The 17,665-nt window shown below is 64.2% G+C and carries 17 protein-coding genes; 6 read left to right on the top strand and 11 right to left on the bottom strand.

Annotation, left to right across the window (positions count from 1 at the left end):
- Positions 1-221: 221 nt before the first annotated feature.
- From rpsM to SOQ14_RS12825, 6 genes are all read left to right on the top strand, one after another.
- Positions 222-590 (top strand): 30S ribosomal protein S13, encoded by a 369-nt coding sequence (rpsM, locus tag SOQ14_RS12850; protein WP_322898512.1) that lies wholly within the window; start codon positions 222-224, stop codon positions 588-590.
- Between the two features lie 59 nt (positions 591-649).
- A complete protein-coding gene (gene rpsK, locus SOQ14_RS12845; protein WP_017666383.1) occupies positions 650-1,039 on the top strand; it encodes a 30S ribosomal protein S11 in 390 nt (129 codons plus the stop codon).
- Positions 1,040-1,169: 130 nt separating this feature from the next.
- Positions 1,170-2,225: a DNA-directed RNA polymerase subunit alpha gene (locus SOQ14_RS12840; RefSeq protein ID WP_322898511.1), complete on the top strand. Its 1,056-nt coding sequence runs from the start codon at positions 1,170-1,172 to the stop codon at positions 2,223-2,225.
- Positions 2,226-2,419: 194 nt separating this feature from the next.
- Positions 2,420-2,839, top strand: a complete 420-nt coding sequence (rplQ, locus tag SOQ14_RS12835; RefSeq protein ID WP_322898510.1) for a 50S ribosomal protein L17 — start codon at positions 2,420-2,422, stop codon at positions 2,837-2,839.
- A gap of 200 nt (positions 2,840-3,039) precedes the next feature.
- A complete protein-coding gene (locus SOQ14_RS12830; protein ID WP_322898509.1) occupies positions 3,040-3,579 on the top strand; it encodes a hypothetical protein in 540 nt (179 codons plus the stop codon).
- 118 nt (positions 3,580-3,697) lie between these two features.
- Complete coding sequence (locus SOQ14_RS12825; RefSeq protein WP_322898508.1) at positions 3,698-4,555, top strand: hypothetical protein; 858 nt, start codon at positions 3,698-3,700, stop codon at positions 4,553-4,555.
- Here the strand turns inward: SOQ14_RS12825 and SOQ14_RS12820 are convergent.
- The 11 genes from SOQ14_RS12820 to SOQ14_RS12770 form a co-directional block, all read right to left on the bottom strand.
- The gene (locus SOQ14_RS12820) at positions 4,552-5,199 is read right to left on the bottom strand and encodes a trimeric intracellular cation channel family protein (protein WP_322898507.1); all 648 of its coding nucleotides are present in this window, start codon (positions 5,197-5,199) and stop codon (positions 4,552-4,554) included. The genes SOQ14_RS12825 and SOQ14_RS12820 overlap by 4 nt on opposite strands.
- 5 nt (positions 5,200-5,204) lie before the next feature.
- Positions 5,205-5,897 carry a hypothetical protein gene (locus SOQ14_RS12815; RefSeq protein WP_322898506.1) on the bottom strand — a complete coding sequence of 231 codons (693 nt, stop codon included), beginning with the start codon at positions 5,895-5,897 and terminating at the stop codon, positions 5,205-5,207.
- Between the two features lie 24 nt (positions 5,898-5,921).
- On the bottom strand, positions 5,922-7,280 hold the full coding sequence (locus SOQ14_RS12810) for an amidase family protein (RefSeq protein WP_322898505.1): 1,359 nt from the start codon (positions 7,278-7,280) through the stop codon (positions 5,922-5,924).
- A 70-nt stretch (positions 7,281-7,350) separates the two neighbouring features.
- Positions 7,351-8,823, bottom strand: coding sequence for a DUF4403 family protein (locus SOQ14_RS12805; protein ID WP_322898504.1), 1,473 nt, complete (start codon positions 8,821-8,823; stop codon positions 7,351-7,353).
- A gap of 33 nt (positions 8,824-8,856) precedes the next feature.
- Entirely contained in the window at positions 8,857-10,278 is a 1,422-nt protein-coding gene (gene lpdA, locus SOQ14_RS12800) for a dihydrolipoyl dehydrogenase (protein ID WP_322898503.1), read from the bottom strand.
- A gap of 117 nt (positions 10,279-10,395) precedes the next feature.
- The gene (odhB, locus tag SOQ14_RS12795) at positions 10,396-11,640 is read right to left on the bottom strand and encodes a 2-oxoglutarate dehydrogenase complex dihydrolipoyllysine-residue succinyltransferase (RefSeq protein ID WP_322898502.1); all 1,245 of its coding nucleotides are present in this window, start codon (positions 11,638-11,640) and stop codon (positions 10,396-10,398) included.
- Positions 11,641-11,692: 52 nt separating this feature from the next.
- Positions 11,693-14,488, bottom strand: coding sequence for a 2-oxoglutarate dehydrogenase E1 component (locus SOQ14_RS12790; RefSeq protein ID WP_322898501.1), 2,796 nt, complete (start codon positions 14,486-14,488; stop codon positions 11,693-11,695).
- 69 nt (positions 14,489-14,557) lie between these two features.
- Entirely contained in the window at positions 14,558-15,448 is an 891-nt protein-coding gene (gene sucD / locus SOQ14_RS12785) for a succinate--CoA ligase subunit alpha (protein WP_322898500.1), read from the bottom strand.
- 21 nt (positions 15,449-15,469) lie between these two features.
- A complete protein-coding gene (locus SOQ14_RS12780; protein WP_322898499.1) occupies positions 15,470-16,036 on the bottom strand; it encodes a hypothetical protein in 567 nt (188 codons plus the stop codon).
- Complete coding sequence (gene mdh / locus SOQ14_RS12775; protein WP_322898498.1) at positions 16,033-16,995, bottom strand: malate dehydrogenase; 963 nt, start codon at positions 16,993-16,995, stop codon at positions 16,033-16,035. Before mdh ends, SOQ14_RS12780 begins: the two co-directional genes overlap by 4 nt.
- Positions 16,996-17,276: 281 nt before the next feature.
- Positions 17,277-17,612 (bottom strand): hypothetical protein, encoded by a 336-nt coding sequence (locus SOQ14_RS12770; protein WP_322898497.1) that lies wholly within the window; start codon positions 17,610-17,612, stop codon positions 17,277-17,279.
- Positions 17,613-17,665: the final 53 nt, after the last annotated feature.

Here is a 17,665-nt window from a genome sequence, read left to right as displayed (position 1 = left end):
GGTACACGGTTGACGCAGCGGCCGAATCGCCCTAAGCGCGCACCTCATTCGACAGGTTCGAACCGAGTTCGGCTGGCAACGCGTCCGCGTGTGCCGACCGGACTTTTGCCGTTTGCATGCCCGCTGATGAGGGATGTGGCGGGTTCAGGCCCCGCCGGATGATGGAGCGTTGAGATAGGGTTTGCGGCTGAGGCCTCGCCCTGTGGAGCATGGAGAATTAAGTGGCTCGTATTGCCGGGGTCAATATCCCCACCAACAAGCGCGTGATCATCGCGCTCACCTATATTCATGGGATTGGTCGTCACACTGCGGTGCAGATTGCCGACAAGCTGGGCATCGCCCACACGGCCCGCGTGCAGGATCTCTCGGATGAGGAAATCCTCCGCATCCGCGAAACGATCGACGCGGATCACACCGTCGAAGGTGACCTGCGCCGCCAGACCGCGATGAACATCAAGCGTCTGATGGACCTTCGCGCCTATCGCGGCCTGCGTCACCGTAACGGTCTGCCCGTTCGCGGTCAGCGCACGCACACCAATGCCCGCACCCGCAAGGGCAAGGCGAAGCCCATCGCGGGCAAGAAGAAGTAAGCTGGCAAGCCTCGCGCTTACCTGCTTTTCCCTTCTTTCGAGCTAAAGGAATCTGAACAATGGCACGCGAACCAGGCCGTATCCGGCGCCGTGACAAGAAGAACATCACCAGCGGCGTTGCGCACATCAACGCCAGCTTCAACAACACCATGATCACCATCACCGATGCGCAGGGCAATGCGATCAGCTGGTCGAGCGCCGGGATGATGGGCTTCAAGGGCAGCCGCAAGTCGACTCCCTATGCCGCGCAGGTCGCCGCTGACGACGCCGGCAAGAAGGCCGCCGAGCACGGTGTGCGCACCCTCGAGGTGGAAGTGAAGGGCCCGGGTTCGGGCCGTGAGAGCGCGCTGCGCGGGCTCGCTGCGGTCGGCTTCAACATCACCTCGATCCGTGATGTGACGCCGATCCCGCATAATGGCGTGCGTCCGTCTAAGCGTCGCCGCGTCTGATCTTGCGATATTGCGGCGGCCCGGTGGGTCGCCGCTGTATCGTCCAGGGTCTGATGCGCCGCTCCCTCGAAAGCCCCGCATCCGGCCCGCCAGCAATTTGAACCGCCGCAAGGCGAATTAGGGGAAATCCATGTCCGTCAACACGAAGAACTGGCAGGAACTCAAGAAACCCAACACCCTCGAAATCAAGGACGGCGGTGACAGGCAGCGCAAGGCGACTTTCGTGGCCGAGCCGCTTGAGCGCGGCTTCGGCCTTACGCTCGGCAACGCGCTGCGTCGGGTCCTGCTTTCCAGCCTGCAAGGCGCGGCGATCACCTCGATCAAGATCGAGAACGTCCTTCACGAATTCTCGTCGCTCGCCGGCGTGCGTGAAGATGTCACCGACATCGTTCTGAATGTGAAGCAGATTGCGCTCAAGATGGAAGGCGAAGGCCCCAAGCGTTTGCAGCTTTCGGCAACCGGCCCGGGCGAAGTCAAGGCAGGTGACATTGCTGTCACCGGCGACATCGAGGTGATGAACAAGGATCTGGTGATCTGCAACCTTGATGAAGGCGCGACCTTCAACATGGAACTGACGGCTGACACCGGCAAGGGCTACTCGCCTGCGGTGCAGAACCGTCCGGTTGATGCGCCGATCGGCCTCATTCCGGTCGACTCGCTTTATTCGCCGGTCCGTCAGGTCAGCTACAAGGTCGAGAACGCCCGCGTTGGCCAAGAGCTTGACTATGACAAGCTCTCGCTGACGGTCGAAACCGATGGCACCGTGACCCCGGAAGACGCCGTGGCCTATGCTGCGCGCATCTTGCAGGATCAGCTTTCGCTGTTCGTCCACTTCGAGGACGGCATCCCGCAGCCGCAGGGCGCGATGATCGGTCATGCCGTGGCACCGGAAGAAAGCGACGCCAACCAGCTGAACCGTTATCTTCTCAAGAAGGTCGACGAGCTGGAACTGTCGGTGCGTTCGGCCAACTGCCTCAAGAACGACAACATCATCTACATCGGCGATCTGGTCCAGAAGACCGAGGCTGAGATGCTGCGCACGCCGAACTTCGGCCGCAAGTCGCTCAACGAGATCAAGGAAGTGCTCTCCAGCATGGGTCTGCGACTCGGGATGGACATCCCGGGCTGGCCGCCGGAGAACATCGAGGAAATGGCCAAGAAGCTCGAACAAGAGCTGCTTGGTTAAGCCAAGCGGTGGCGTTACCAAGCACCAGCTTGGTGACGCGCTGCCGCGAAGTCGGCCAGCGAGCGAAGCGCGTCTGACGTCACGGGATTTGCTCCCGTGACGGCTTGCCAAAGAGAAGGGCGAAGGTGGCGGCCCGCAATGGCCACCGGGATGGAGCTACCTTGCACGGGCTCCCTACGAACGGAGTAGAGAATATGCGTCATGGAATGTCGGGCCGTAAGTTGGGCCGCAAGACCGGTCACCGCAACGCCCTGTTTCGCAACATGGCTGCGGCGCTGATCAAGCACGAGCAGATCACCACCACGGTCCCCAAGGCCAAGGAACTGCGCCCCTACATGGAAAAGCTGATCACGCTGGCGAAGCGCGGCGGGCTTTCCAATCGCCGTCTGGCGATGAGCCGTCTCGGCGATGAAACCCAGCTCAAGAAGCTGTTTGACGTTCTGGCCGAGCGTTACGCCGATCGCGAAGGTGGCTACACCCGCGTGATCAAGGCTGGCATCCGCGCTTCGGACGCCGCCCCGATTGCGGTGATCGAACTGGTTGATCGCGATGAAGCGGCCAAGGGTCAGGATTCGGGCCCGGTGCAGGCTGAAGGCGAATACGAAGACGCCTGATCCGCGCCTTCATGGATACACAAAGGGCCGGGGCAGCAATGCTCCGGCCTTTTTTGTTGCGGGGCGGTGTGTTCAGCTTGGGATAGCGCAAGATGAACAAAGGCTGCCAAGCTGATTCAGCATCGCCACAGCGCGAATCAGCCACAACATCCCTGTCACCCCGGCAATTCCGCTGCGGTGTCAGCCCAGGGATGAAAGCCATGTTCAACACGTCTGCCCCCCTTGCCAGAGGCGCTGCCGCTGTTCTTGCAGCGGGCGCGCTGGCACTTACGTCTGCCAGCCCGGCACTTGCTGCTGATGATCGCCGGGGTGGTCCGAGCGCCGGAGAAGTGATCGCCGGTGTTGCCATTGTCGGCGGCCTTGCCGCGCTCGCAGGCGCTTTTGACGGCGATCGCGAACGCGGCGGTTGGCAGGAGGCCAATTGGCGCGGGGGGGATGGCTGGGACCGCAACTGGGAGCGGCGCGGCTTTGGTCGCGGGGATCGCGGTCTGGTTGAACGCTGCGCCCGCAATGCTGAAATCGAGGCCCGGCGGCGTGGCGGTTGGCGCTTTGCCCAGGTTACCGAGATCCGCGACATTGATCGCACCCGCGATGGCCGGATCCGTGTACGCGGCGTTCTCGAAGTGCAGGGTTCACCCGGCTTCTCGGGCCGCAATTTTGATCGCGGCCGGTTCAATTGCTTCGCCGATGGGCGCGGCCGCCCGTTCGTTGAATTCGGCGGGATCCGCGGTCTGAGATAGGGCTCCGCACGAGCGGTTCAGGTTGTTGCAAGCCTGAACCGCTTAGGCGCGTCTGGCCCCTGTGGTGGCTGGGCGCGCTTTTCGTCTGATTGAACTTGTGCCCGAGGAGAGGACGCAGATGGCTCTGCAATTCCGCCCCAAGCTTCCCCTTGCTGTTCTGGTTGCCGGTGCAGCGCTAGCGCCTGTCCCCGCCGCGGCGAGCGAACTGACCTTTGGCGAGTCCGTCATCATCGCCCCCTTTGCCGCGAGCGTTTATGATACGCGCGCGGATCGCAGCCAGTGGCATGGCTGGGATGGCGGTTGGCACCGGCGTGGCTGGCGCGGGCGTGGCTGGCGCGGGGGTTGGCGACGCGGCCCGAGCGCGGGTGATGTGCTGGCCGGGGTGGTAATCCTTGGCGGCATTGCTGCGATTGCTTCGGCGGCGAACAATAATCGCCGCGACCGCGAGGTGGTGGTGATCGATCGTGATCCCCCGCGCGATTGGGAACGTGATCGCCGCGATCCGCAGTTCCGCAATGGCGAGCGCCGCCCCGGCGATGCAGGCGGGCTGAATGGCGCGGTTGACCTGTGCCTTGATGCCGTTGCGCGCGATGTCCGGGTCGACGAGGTGGAAACCGTGCAGCGCACCGCGCAGGGTTGGCGCGTCGGCGGAACCGTGTTCAATGGCTCGCGCTTTGATTGCCGGATCGGCAATGACGGACGGATCGGGACAATCGATTATGGCGCGGGCGGCTTTGGCACGGCGAGCAGCGGGCAGTTCGATGACAGCCGCTATGCCGCGGCCCGGCTCGCCGCAGGCCCCGCGCGCCCTGATCCCGAAGGGGGCATCATGATGTTCTCCCCGTCGCCGTCGCAGGCCGCAGGTGCGGCACAACCGCTTGTGCCGCTGACGCCGCGCGTGGCGCCATCCTATCCGGGCGGGCCGGTGGATGGCGAAGCGCCGGCCCCGCTGGTGCCGGGCCCCGGCATTCCCTAGTCCCCGGCGCGGTAGCTCGGCAGGCCGATTTCCCAACGGATAGCGGCGCTGCGCAGGGCAAAGCCACAGGCAAAGGCGATCCCCCAGGCCCAGCTATCGGGCATCCCGAAATGGCGCGCGGCCAGCATCCCGCCGATGCACAGCGCCGAACTGAGCGCGGCGGCGGTGACATAGAGTTCCGGGCTCATGATGATCGAGGGGCGGCCTGCCACCACATCGCGGATGATCCCGCCGACACACCCGGTGATCACCCCCATCAAGGCCGCGGGCACTGGCGGGATGCCATAGGCCAGCGCCTTGGCGCTCCCGAGCACGGCATAAGCCGCGAGCCCCGCGCCATCGGCATAGGCGATCAGCTTGCCATCCCACAGCCGGACAGGGGTGAACCATGCGAGCAGGGCGGTCGAAAGGCACACCGCAGCCACCCACGGGTCGCGCATCCAGAACACCGGCGCATCGATCAGCAGATCGCGCACGGTGCCGCCGCCCACGCCCGTCACCAGCGCGAAGAACGCCATCGTCACGAAAGTCTGGCGTTGCTTGGCGGCGATCACCGCGCCGGACAGCGCGAACAGCGCGATACCGACAAGGTCGAGCACATCCAGCAGCGGGGTGAGAATGGTGGGATTGATCGTCGCGTTCATGATCGTTACCCAGTGCGCGGCCGCGCCTTGCGGCGGCGGAACATCAGGATGAGGCCGAACAGCCCGCTGCCAAGCGACAGTGCGGCAAAGCCGGTCAACACCGGGTGGCTGGTATCCTCGCGCCCCGAAAGGTCCATGATGTGCAGGCCCCATGCCAGATCGAACCATCGCCACCAGCGTGTGCGCACGGCTTCGATTTCGCCCGTATCGCGCCCGACATAGACATGAGTCCCATCGGCGAGAACGACCTGCCACACCGCAAGCTCGCGGCGGAAATCAAAGGGCGTTCGCTCGGCGGGGAACAGCGTGATCCGCCGGATGGTGTCGCCACCTTTGATCCGTTCAGCCACCAGCGCGCGCGCGCTGGCGGCATCAAGCGGCGCGATCGCGGTGCCGCTGGCAAAGTCGACGCGGCGGGTTGCGCCATCCATCCCCGTCAGGATGGCGACGGCGCGGCCCTGCTGCATCACCACCCGCATTTCCCTGAGCTGCGCTTCGGGCGAGGCGAGCGCGCTATCCGCCAGCACCAGCGGTTCTGCCGGAGATTCGATCCGCAGGTGATTGCCGCGCACCTCATCAATCGGGCGCAAGGTCATGAACAGCCCGCTCGCCAGCCACGCCACGATGGGCAGGCCGACGAGCCAGCCAAGCCAGATCTGCCAGCGCGCAAGCGTGCGCATGATCGGGGCGGTGTCCATCCTTGCGCCCATGGCCGCAAGCCCTCAGCCGTGCAAGATAATCCCGATGGCTTCGGCAGCAGCGATACAATCAAGATCCGACCACTGCGGCCCGATCACCTGCATCCCGCATGGAAGTGGGCTGCCGAGATAATTCCCCGCGCCAATCGGCAGCACGGTGGCGGGTAGATTGGGGAAGGTCGCAAGCCCGGCCCAAGCCAGTGCGTTGCCGCCCGGCTCCTCAGCGCCGTTGATTGTCAGCATGCCGCGAAACACCGCATCATCACGGTGCGGCATGGCAAGTACCGGCGCAGGCGGGGCCAGCACGTAGTCATAATGGGCAAACAGCGCGTCCCAGCGGGCGATAGCTTCGGCCTGGGCGTCGAGCAGATCGAACCAGTCGGTTGCCGAAGCGCGCTTGCCGCTGGGAGCAGGGGCGCCGCGCGCCATCGCGATATTCATCATCCGCAGATAGGCGGCATGTTGCCATGCAAGATCGGGGAGGCGGTCGCTCGCCCGGTCAATCATTATGCCTGCTTGCGCGAGTGCCGCGAGCGCGGCCTCGGTCGGTTCGGCGACGCTGGCGTCAAGCGGGCTGACGGGATGGTGCGTGATCGCCAGCAACCGGCATGCCTTCAGTGGCTTGGCGCGGCGGATCAGCGGGTGCTGCGCGCCGATTTCGGTGAGCACCGCGAGGTCAGCAGCATTCCGCGCCAGCGGGCCAGCGATGCTGAGCACGCCATCATGGGCCGCGACAAAGCCGGGCGCGCGGGACTGGGCGGGGCTATCATGCCCAGCCTTGCTGATCAGGCCCCAGGTCGTCTTGTGGCCCCACACCCCGCAGAAATGCGCCGGAACGCGCACCGATCCGCCAATATCCGTGCCGAAATCGCATGGCACCATCCCGCTGGCGACCGCAGCGGCGCTGCCGCCCGATGATCCCCCCGGCGAGCGGCCCGGATCATGCGGATTGCAGGTGCGGCCATAGACCGGGTTGGTCGATTGCCAATCGGTCAGATCGGGCGGCACATTGGTCTTGCCGATGATGATCGCGCCCGCTGCCTGCAACCGCTGCACCAAGGCGGCATCGCGCAGGGCGATATCATCCTTGTGCGCGCGATGGCCGAAGGTGGTCGGCAGGCCGGCCACGTCAAAGCTTTCCTTGATCGTCATGGGCACGCCGAACAACGGCTGATCCTCACGCGGTCCGGCTTCATCGAGCAGCCGTGCCCGCGTGCGCGCCGCTTCGAAATTGGGGACGGCCAGCGCGTTGATCGCGCCGTTTCGCTGTTCGATGCGCGTGATCGCTTCGTCGACCGCTTCGGCAGCGCTGAGGTGCTTGGCGCGGATGGCGGCAGCGGTTGCGCGCGCACCGGGCGCGTCGGTCAATTGCGGGTAACTCATCGCGGCTTGTCCTCTCGTCTCCTCTGAGAGGTCTAGCGGCTGGGGCAGGGCGGTAAACCCCCTGCGCGTCCTATTTCACCCGCACCAGCCGCGCTTGCCCGCGCGCGGTCAGTTCGACGGGCAGATAGAGCCCCTGTCCATGCGCGGTGATGGTGCCCGTCGCGATCTTCTCGATGGTGATCGTGTAGTCGAGCGGGCCATCGGTGCGGCGCGCCACCGCGCGATCAATCTTGGCGGTGAGCTTGGCGAAGTCATTCTCGAAATTCTGTTTCAGCGCATCGGAGATCGTCGCCTGGAATTCGGGTGCATTGGCGAGCGCGAGCAGCAAGGGCTGGCTGACGAGATTGGTGTCACCGCTGATCTTGATATCAGCAAAGCGGATCTGGCGCGAATTCGGCTCGTTTTTCGGCTGTGCGGTGAGCCAAATGAAACCGCTGGCCGCTTCGACCAGCGGCAGATCGGAGCGTGCCTTGAAGCGCGCCCCCACGGCGATGCGCCCACCGGGTGCACCATAGACCGCGATGTCGCTGAACTGCGCCGTGACCGATCCGAAATCCTCGATCACGAAGGGGCGCGCCGCGCGCTTGGCGAGCGCCTTGGCCAGCACGGGTTCGAGCACGGCATAATCGGCTACCACCGGGATGTGCAGCACGGAAGGATGCGTGGTGGCAGAGCGGGGCGCCACCGGGGGCAGGGCGGCGGGCACGGTTTCGGCGGGCTTGATGCCCACAAAGGTTTCGAAAGTGCCATCCAATCCCAGCCGCAAGGTGAGGGTGCGTCCGCGCACGCCATAGCCGCCATAGAGAAAGCGCTGCGGGGTGAGCCTGCCCCATACGGCCGGATTTTCCCGGTTCAGCTCCAGCACCGCATGGGCCGCGGTCCAGCCTTTCTGCGCAGCGGCGCGCACCGGAAGCTTGGCCAGTTCGCGGGTGATGATCCGGCCCACATCCTTGCGCACCGCGGCAAGCTTGTCATCGGCCTTGCTGGTGAAGGTGATCCGCTTGCCGAGGAAATCAATGCCCGGCTCCTTCGTCCAGTCGTAGGTGATCGCGGTGTTGCTGGCGAGCGTCCAGTCGGGTTTGAGATCGAGCCGCAGCCGCAAGGTCACATCCGCTGCGGCGGTCCCGGTTTCCCCTTTGAAGATACCCGCCACATCGCGCGCGGCCACTTCGCCGGTGATCGGCAAGGTGACGATCAGATCGCGCCCCTTGCCCGTCAGCTTCAGGCGTCCGCGCGTCACTTCGCCGATGATATGGCATTTGATCTTGGGCGATTTGACCCGGAACAGTTCGAGATCAATTTTTTTCGAGGAAATGCACTCGCTGCCGGGCTTGTCGATCGACCAGAGCTGACGCGGGATCTCGCGTTCGAGCGTGCGTTCAAGCTGCACGAGATCGACCGCGACATCAATCTCGATGTGCGACGAGGGGCTGGGGAAGGTGATCGGATCATCCGCGCGCGGCGGCGCGCTGGCAGGCTTTTCCGGCTCTGTCCCACAAGCAGCGGTCACGAAGGCGAGAACGGGGGCGAGCCAAACGATCACCTTTGCCCCCGGTCTCTGCATTCGCGGTGCCTCTTACATGTGGATCGGCTTGCCCTGCACCGCCATCGCCGCTTCCTTGACGGCTTCGGCGTGGGTCGGGTGCGCATGGCAGGTATAAGCGATATCTTCGGATGTTGCACCGAATTCCATCGCCAGCGCGGCCTCGGCGATCATCGTGCCGGCCACCGAAGCAATCGCCCAGACGCCCAGCACCTTGTCGGTCTTGGCGTCGGCGATCACCTTCACGAAGCCGTCGGGCTCGTGGTTGGTCTTGGCGCGGCTGTTGGCCATCATCGCGAACTTGCCGACCTTGATCTCGCGCCCCGAAGCCGCCGCCTGTTCGCGCGCCTGCTCTTCGGTAAGGCCCACGCCGGCGAATTCGGGCATGGTGTAGACCACGCCCGGGATCACGTCGTGGTTCACAATGCCGGTGCCGGTGGCGATGTATTCGGCGACGGCGATGCCTTCGTCCTCGGCCTTGTGCGCCAGCATCGGACCCGGAATCACATCGCCGATCGCGCGCACCCCAGCGACGCTGGTGCGGAAATCGTGCCCGGTCTCGATCTGGCCGCGCGCGTTCAGTTCAAGCCCGATGTTCTCGAGCCCGAGACCCTGGGTGTTGGGCCGCCGACCGATAGCGACGAGGACGCAATCGGCCTCGATCGTCTCGGCCGCGCCGCCCTTGGCGGGTTCGATGGTGAGCGTGGCTGTCTTGCCCTTGACCTCGGCGCCGGTCACCTTGGTGCCGAGCTTCAGCTCCAGCCCCTGCTTCTTGAAGATCTTGGCGGCTTCCTTGCGCACGTCGCCATCCATGCCGGGCAGCAGCTGGTCGAGGAATTCGACCACGGTGACCTTGGCCCCGAGACGCTTCCAGACCGAGCCCATTTCCAGACCGATCACACCGCCGCCGATGACCACGAGATGTTCGGGCACCCGGTCAAGCGCCAGCGCGCCGGTGCTGTCAACGATGATGCCCTTGTCGTTGTCGATCTCCACGCCGGGCAGGGGGGTGACGCTCGATCCGGTGGCGATCACCACTTCCTTCGCGGTGTAATCCTTGCCCGCGACGGTCACAGTGTGGGCGTCCTTGAAGGTGCCGTGGCCCTTCAGCCAATCGACCTTGTTCTTCTTGAACAGGAATTCGATGCCGCCAGTAAGGCCCCTCACCGCATCGGCCTTGTCGGCCTGGAGTGCGGCGAGATCGAGCTCGACCTTGCCGAGCTTCACGCCGTAGCGCGCGAGCGTGCCGTTGGCGGCCTCGGCGAATTTCTTCGACCCGTGCAGCAGCGCCTTCGAGGGGATGCAGCCGACATTGAGGCAGGTGCCGCCGAGGGTTTCGCGGCTCTCGACGCAGGCGGTCTTCAGGCCGAGCTGCGCCGCGCGGATCGCGCCGACATAGCCGCCCGGGCCGGCACCGATGAAGATAACGTCGTAATCGTAGGAATGGTCAGCCATTTCCAAAACTCCGTTCGCCCTGAGCTTGTCGAAGGGCTGCACTTTCTTGTGTCCGCAGTCCCTGAAGCAGGACGGGGCTTCGACAAGCTCAGCCCGAACGGATATTTGTTCTACCGATCAAAGATCAATCAGCATCCGGGTGGGATCCTCGATCGCCTCCTTGATGATCTTGAGCGCGGTCACGGCCTCGCGCCCGTCGATCAGGCGGTGATCATAGGACAGCGCCAGATACATCATCGGACGGATCACGATCTGGCCATCGCGCACCACCGGGCGTTCCTCGATGCGGTGGAGGCCGAGCACCGCGCTTTGCGGTGGGTTGATGATCGGGGTGCTCATGAGCGAGCCGAACACGCCGCCATTGCTGATGGTGAAGGTTCCGCCCTGCATGTCTTCCATCGTCAGGGTGCCCGCCTTGGCGCGCGCGCCGAAATCGGCGATGTCCGCTTCGATGCGGGCAAAGCCCTTCTTGTCGGCATCGCGGATCACGGGGACGACAAGGCCGTTGGGGGCCGAGACCGCCACCGAGATATCGACATAGTCGTGATAGATGATCTCGTCGCCATCAATATAGGCGTTGACGGCAGGCACGTCCTTCAGCGCAAGGCAGGCGGCCTTGGCGAAGAAGCCCATGAAGCCGAGGCGGATGTCGTGCTTCTTGGCGAAGAGATCCTTGTACTTGTCGCGCGCAGCCATGACCGCGCTCATGTCGACATCATTGAAGGTCGTCAGCATCGCCGCATTGTCCTGCGCGGCCTTGAGGCGCTTGGCGATGGTCTGGCGCATCCGCGTCATCTTGACGCGCTCGCTGTTGCGGCCTGCCGCACTGGTCACCATCGCGGGCGCAGGGGCCGGGGTTGGGGCAGCCGCCGGGGCCGGGGCGGCCCCGCCTGCCTTGCGCGCTTCGGCAGCGGCGATCACGTCTTCCTTGGTGAGGCGACCATCCTTACCGGTGCCCTTGATCGTCGAGGGATCGACCCCGTATTCGAGCACCGCACGGCGCACCGCAGGCGACATCGTTTCGGCCGGGGTTGGCAGTTCTTCGCTGACAGCAGGCGCGGGCGCCTCGGCCTTGGCCGCCGTTGCCGTCGGGGCCGGTGAGGCTGCCGGCGCGGACGCGGTGGCGCCTTCCTCAATCACGGCGATCACCGCGCCGACTTCGACATTGTCGCCAACCGCCGCGCGGTGTTCGGACATCACCCCTGCCACCGGCGAGGGGACATCAACCGCGACCTTATCGGTTTCGAGGCTGCAGATCGGCTCGTCCGCAGCAACCGCTTCGCCTGGCTGCTTGAACCATTCGGCGATGGTGCCTTCGGTGACGGATTCGCCGAGGACGGGGACTTTGATTTCGGTAGCCATGGGAATGGGTTCCTGCGTATTTCTGAGTGTCTGTGTAAAGTGTGGCGAGCCGTTACAGCCCCAGCGCGGCAGCGATCAGGGCTTCCTGCTGGGCCTTGTGGCGACTGGCGAGACCGGTTGCCGGAGAAGCAGCGGCATCGCGGCCCGCATAGGTCGGGCGCATGCCCGCGTGACCTGCCTTGGCCAGCGACTCCTCGATCCGCTCGTTGACGAAGAACCAGGCGCCATTGTTGCGCGGCTCTTCCTGACACCACACGACCTCCTTGAGGCTCGTCATGCGCTGCAAGCGGATTGCCAGCGGATCGCCGGGAAAGGGGAAGAGCTGCTCGATACGCACGATTGAGATGTCGTCGATCCCCGCCGCATCGCGTGCCTCGATCAGGTCGTAGGCGACCTTGCCCGAACACAGCACCAGCCTGCGGATCTTGTCGTCGGCAATCTCTGTCGTGTCCGACATGATGCGGCGGAACTGCTTGTCGCCGAGGAAGTCGGACTTGGCGCTCTTGGCCATCGGGTGACGCAGCAGCGACTTGGGGCTCATGATGACAAGCGGCTTGCGGAAAGACCGCAGCATCTGGCGGCGCAGCACGTGGAAGTAGTTCGCCGGCGTGGTGATGTTGCAGACGCACATGTTGTCGTCGGCACACAGCTGGAGGAAGCGTTCGAGGCGGGCCGAAGAGTGCTCCGGACCCTGTCCTTCATAGCCATGCGGCAGCAGCATCACCAAGCCGTTGGCGCGCAGCCACTTGCTCTCGCCGCTTGCGATGTACTGGTCGATCATGATCTGCGCGCCGTTGGCGAAGTCGCCAAACTGGGCCTCCCACAGCACGAGGCTCTTGGGATCGGCCATCGCAAAGCCGTATTCAAAGCCGAGCACGCCATATTCCGACAGCGTGGAATCGTGCACCTCGAACTTGCCGTGGGGCAAGGTGCTGAGCGGCACGTATTTGCGTTCCGACTTCTGATCAACCCACACCGCATGGCGCTGCGAGAAGGTGCCGCGTCCGGAGTCCTGCCCCGACAGGCGCACCCCGAAACCCTCCATTACCAGGCTGCCAAAGGCGAGCGCCTCTGCGGTGGCCCAGTCGAAGCCGTCGCCGGTGGCAAACATCTCGCGCTTGGCGACAAGCACGCGGTCGAGAGTCTTGTGGATCTCGAGATCGGCGGGGACTTCGGTCAGCACCCGGCCCAAGGCATCGAAGGTCTTGGGCTCGATCGCGGTTTCGACCGACCGACGCGCGGTTTCCGGGTCGGCGGGCTTGTTGAGCCCCGTCCAGCGCCCGCCGAACCAGTCGGCTTCGTTGGGCTTGTAGCTCTTGCCCGCCTCGAACTCCTCTTCGAGCAGCGCTGTGAACTCCGCCGCGATCCTGTCGCGCGTGCCGGGTTCGACCACGCCTTCGCGGATCAGGCGCGCTTCGTAGGACACGCTGACCTTGGGGTGGGCCCGGATGGTGTCGTACATGACGGGCTGGGTGAACTTGGGCTCGTCACCCTCGTTGTGACCGAAGCGGCGGTAGCACCACATGTCGATCACGACATCGCGGTGGAAGGTCTGGCGGTATTCGACCGCAAGCTTGCAGGCGAAGGTCACGGCTTCGGGATCATCGCCGTTGACGTGAAGGATCGGCGCCATGACGCCCTTGGCCACATCGCTCGGATAGGGCGAGGAGCGCGCGAACTTGGGCGAGGTCGTAAAGCCGATCTGGTTGTTGATGATGAAGTGCACGCAGCCGCCGGTGTCGTAGCCGGGGACGCCCGAAAGCGAGAGGCTCTCCCACACCACGCCTTGCCCCGCAAAGGCGGCATCGCCGTGGATCAGCACGGGCAAGACCTGATCTTTCTTCTTGAGATCGTCGCGGATCGCCTGCTGCGCGCGGGTCTTGCCAAGCACCACCGGGTTCACCGTTTCAAGGTGCGAGGGGTTGGGCACGAGGCTCATATGCACCGAAATGCCGTCAAACTCGCGGTCGGTCGAGGTGCCGAGGTGATACTTCACATCGCCCGAACCGCCGACATCGTCGGGGTTGGCCGATCCGCCCGAGAATTCGTGAAAGATCACCCGGTAGGGCTTGGCCATGACGTTCGCGAGCACGTTGAGGCGCCCGCGGTGGGCCATGCCATAGATAATCTCGCGCACGCCCGCGCTGCCGCCATGCTTGATAACCGCTTCGAGCGCCGGGATCATCGATTCCCCGCCGTCGAGACCGAAGCGCTTGGTGCCGACATACTTCTTGGCGAGGAATTCCTCGTAGCCTTCCCCGCGCAGCACCGCGGCGAGGATCGCCTTTTTGCCTTCGGGGGTGAACTGGATAGTCTCGCCCGGGCTTTCGAACTTGTCCTGCAGGAAGCGGCGTTCCTCGGTGTCGGCGATGTGCATGTATTCGAGGCCGACCTTGCCGCAATACACTTCGCGCAGCCGTTGGTGCAGCTTGCCGACCGTGGTCCACTCCATGCCGAGCACGCCGCCGACATAGACCTCCTCGTTTTCCTTGCCCGCAAGGCCATGCCATTCGAGCGTGAGGTCGGCGGGGCCTTCGCGGTTCGCAAGGCCCAGCGGATCAAGGTCCGCCGCCATGTGCCCGCGCACACGATAGAGCCGCACCAGAGTCATGGCCGCGATGGAAAGCGCGGCGGCTTTCTCCACCGCCTTGGGGTCGCTGGGCTTGCCCGCCTCTTTCGCGGCCTTGGCGACGGCAAGCTTCATCGCCGTTGGGTCAAGCGCATCGGTGAGCGCTGCCTCGCTCGCGTTGAGCGCATCAAGCCAGCCGCGCCGTTCCCACGAAGGGCCGGGCTGCGGGCCTTCCTGATCGCTCATGGCCGGGAGGAAATTGTGCTGTTCATTACCCATCATGGTTCCCCTGGGGAGGAGGAAGGAGTGGCCCCGCGCCGCGGCGCGGAGCCGGTAGTCGAAAACGTGTCAGGCGTGTTCCTTGAGCAGCTCGGCCAGCGTTTCGCCGAGCAAGCTGGGCGAGGGGCTGACACGGATGCCTGCCGCTTCCATCGCCGCAATCTTGTCTTCCGCGCCGCCTTGACCGCCGGAGACGATCGCGCCGGCGTGGCCCATGCGGCGGCCCGGAGGCGCGGTGCGCCCGGCGATGAAGCCGACCATCGGCTTGGAGCGGCCCTTGGCGCGCTGCTCCTTGATGAACTCGGCGGCTTCCTCTTCGGCCGAGCCGCCGATCTCGCCGATCATGATGATGCTCTCGGTTTCCGGATCGTCGAGGAACAGGTCGAGCACGTCGATGAAGTTGGTGCCGTTGACCGGATCGCCGCCAATGCCGACCGCGGTGGTCTGGCCAAGGCCGATCATCGTGGTCTGGTGCACGGCTTCATAGGTCAGCGTGCCCGAGCGCGAGACGACGCCGACGCTGCCCTTCTTGAAGATGTTGGCGGGCATGATGCCGATCTTGCATTCATTCGGGGTCAGCACGCCGGGGCAGTTGGGGCCGATGAGGCGCGATTTCGAGCCCGACAGCGCGCGCTTGGCGCGGACCATGTCGAGCACCGGAATGCCTTCGGTGATGCAGATGATCAGCTCGATCTCGGCATCGATGGCTTCGCAGATCGCGTCGGCCGCGAAGGGCGGCGGGACATAGATGCAGCTCGCGGTCGCGCCGGTCGCGGCCTTGGCTTCGCGCACGGTGTCAAACTGCGGCAGGCCGATATGGGTGGTGCCGCCTTTGCCCGGCGTCACGCCCGCGACCATCTGCGTCCCGTAATCAAGCGCGGCCTGGGTGTGAAAGGTGCCGGTGTTGCCGGTCATCCCTTGCGTGATGACCTTGGTGTCTTTGTTTACGAGGATGGACATGTCTTTGATGGCTCCAGTTCGTCAGTATGCGACGTAAATATGCATGCTGTTCTTTGCGCCGCTTGCGAGCGAGCGTGTGAATATCTCGCCGCGCACCGGATGCTTTGTCGGACCGACCTTGCCAGCAAACTCAAAATAGTGGACCAGATCGACACTCTTGCCCTTGATGCCGAACTCTTTGAACGCCGTCTCTAGATCGTCTGAATAGGGCATAGCGTTGGCGACCCCGTCGACAATGAAAGCGCAAAGATTGCGGTAACGCCGCTTTTCCGGAAAAGTCGCCAGCACAACTGTTGCCGGCCGTCCATCGACAGTCCCGGACCATTGCTGAGTCGTTGTTGGTTTGCTGAAATCGTAATTCAGTTCGATTGCCTTCGAGATCGCAAGTTTGGGGACGTCTGCCGTAGTAGCGGCATTCTGAGTCCATCCGGCCGCCGTCAGCGCTGCTGGCCGTGCAGCCGGGTCCACACCACCGGTGAGGCAGACCTGTTTGAAAGTCTGTACCGCCGATGGAACCTCAAGTGCCGGCTGAGCCCATGAAGAAGTGGCGGCTGTCAATCCGACCAAGGCGATGGCAAACCGTGTCATGCAAGAGTCCCATCGAGCGCCTTGCACGCCTCGAGCAGTTCCTTGACCGCATCGACGCTGAAGCCAAGGTTGGCGCGTTCTTCAGCCGACAGTTCGATTTCGATCACGTCTTCGCAGCCATCGGCGCCGATCACCGCCGGCACGCCGACATAGAGGCCGTCGAGCCCGTACTTGCCATTGACCTCGACCGCGCAGGGCAGGATGCGCTTCTGATCGCCCAGATAGGCTTCGGCCATCGCGATGGCGCTGGTGGCAGGCGCATAATAGGCCGAGCCGGTGCCGAGCAGCGCGACGATCTCGCCGCCGCCGCCGCGGGTGCGCTTGACGATCGCATCGAGACGCTCTTCCGAAATGCCCTTGATCTTGGCGATGTCCTTCACCGGAATGCCATTAATCGTCGAATAGGACAAAACCGGGACCATGGTGTCACCATGCCCGCCGAGCACGAAGGCATTCACATCCTTCACGCTCACGCCGAATTCCCATGCAAGGAAGGTGGCGAACCGCGCCGAGTCGAGCACGCCCGCCATGCCGACAACCTTGTTCGCGGGCAGGCCCGAGAACTCGCGCAACGCCCAGACCATCGCGTCGAGCGGATTGGTGATGCAGATCACGAAGGCATCGGGGCAATTGTTCTTGATGCCTTCGCCGACGGCCTTCATCACCTTGAGATTGATGCCGAGCAGATCGTCGCGGCTCATGCCGGGCTTGCGCGGTACCCCGGCGGTGACAATGACGACATCCGCACCGGCGATATCGGCGTAATCATTGGTGCCGGTGATCCGCGCGTCGAAGCCTTCGATCGGGCCGCACTGCGCAAGATCAAGCGCCTTGCCCTGTGGCACGCCTTCGGCGATGTCGAACAGGACGATATCGCCCATTTCCTTCTTCGCAGCGAGGTGGGCGAGCGTGCCGCCGATCATACCGGAGCCGATCAGGGCAATCTTCTTGCGGGCCATGGGTGAGACTTCCTTCCCGTTAAACATGCGGGACGAAGTGATTAAGCCAATGCAATAGACCATGCTGGCCATGCAAGCCGAGGCGCGGGCCTTCCGTCCCTTACGGCCGAACGCCTCCTACAGGGGCGGGTTAGGCCCCTCGGAAGCGGATTGCAACAGCCAAAAGGTCATCAGGATGGAAAATATTTGAAAACAGTTCGCAATAGCAATAAGGGGCTTCGTTTGGGATTTCTCGGCAGAGATCGCCCCCTATTGGCTTGAATTGCCTTCGTGCGCGCAGCTCAATCCTGCGCAGGCCGGGCAGCCAGCGCGGTCTGCCGCGCGAGGCGGGGATCAAACATCGCCGTGATCGCCACCCAGCGATCAAACCCTGCCGCGCCGCCATCCGCCAAGGCCTCAGCCGCTGCGTGCCGGGCGCGGGGCACGGCAGCAAGCCCGTGCCGGGAAAAGTGCTGCAAGGCCTCCACCAGCAAGGGATCAAAGGTCGCGGCGCGCCCGCCGGCGGGTGGATTGTCGTTGTTCGCCCGCAACCGCATCCGGCGCACGCCGCGCGATGCCAGCACGAAAGCGGTCATATCATGCTGTGAGCCAGCGGCGGGGGCAAATCGGATCGACATAGGCTTGGTTCTTTTTCGTTATCTTTCGGGCATGCGCTGCGCTGTAACGCTGG

Origin of the sequence: Erythrobacter epiphyticus (assembly GCF_034653295.1) — a bacterium.
GTDB lineage: Bacteria > Pseudomonadota > Alphaproteobacteria > Sphingomonadales > Sphingomonadaceae > Erythrobacter.
Note: the sequence above shows the minus strand (reverse complement) of the source record. Positions and strands in the feature narration are given on the sequence as shown.

Bases quoted from the DNA above. Each gene is read 5' to 3' on its own strand.
- rpsK (WP_017666383.1), top strand. From the start codon at position 650: ATGGCACGCGAACCAGGCCGTATCCGGCGCCGTGACAAGAAGAACATC.
- SOQ14_RS12840 (WP_322898511.1), top strand. From the start codon at position 1,170: ATGTCCGTCAACACGAAGAACTGGCAGGAACTCAAGAAACCCAACACC.
- rplQ (WP_322898510.1), top strand. From the start codon at position 2,420: ATGCGTCATGGAATGTCGGGCCGTAAGTTGGGCCGCAAGACCGGTCAC.
- SOQ14_RS12830 (WP_322898509.1), top strand. From the start codon at position 3,040: ATGTTCAACACGTCTGCCCCCCTTGCCAGAGGCGCTGCCGCTGTTCTT.
- SOQ14_RS12825 (WP_322898508.1), top strand. From the start codon at position 3,698: ATGGCTCTGCAATTCCGCCCCAAGCTTCCCCTTGCTGTTCTGGTTGCC.
- SOQ14_RS12820 (WP_322898507.1), bottom strand. From the start codon at position 5,199: ATGAACGCGACGATCAATCCCACCATTCTCACCCCGCTGCTGGATGTG.
- SOQ14_RS12815 (WP_322898506.1), bottom strand. From the start codon at position 5,897: ATGGACACCGCCCCGATCATGCGCACGCTTGCGCGCTGGCAGATCTGG.
- SOQ14_RS12810 (WP_322898505.1), bottom strand. From the start codon at position 7,280: ATGAGTTACCCGCAATTGACCGACGCGCCCGGTGCGCGCGCAACCGCT.
- lpdA (WP_322898503.1), bottom strand. From the start codon at position 10,278: ATGGCTGACCATTCCTACGATTACGACGTTATCTTCATCGGTGCCGGC.
- odhB (WP_322898502.1), bottom strand. From the start codon at position 11,640: ATGGCTACCGAAATCAAAGTCCCCGTCCTCGGCGAATCCGTCACCGAA.
- SOQ14_RS12790 (WP_322898501.1), bottom strand. From the start codon at position 14,488: ATGGGTAATGAACAGCACAATTTCCTCCCGGCCATGAGCGATCAGGAA.
- sucD (WP_322898500.1), bottom strand. From the start codon at position 15,448: ATGTCCATCCTCGTAAACAAAGACACCAAGGTCATCACGCAAGGGATG.
- SOQ14_RS12780 (WP_322898499.1), bottom strand. From the start codon at position 16,036: ATGACACGGTTTGCCATCGCCTTGGTCGGATTGACAGCCGCCACTTCT.
- mdh (WP_322898498.1), bottom strand. From the start codon at position 16,995: ATGGCCCGCAAGAAGATTGCCCTGATCGGCTCCGGTATGATCGGCGGC.
- SOQ14_RS12770 (WP_322898497.1), bottom strand. From the start codon at position 17,612: ATGTCGATCCGATTTGCCCCCGCCGCTGGCTCACAGCATGATATGACC.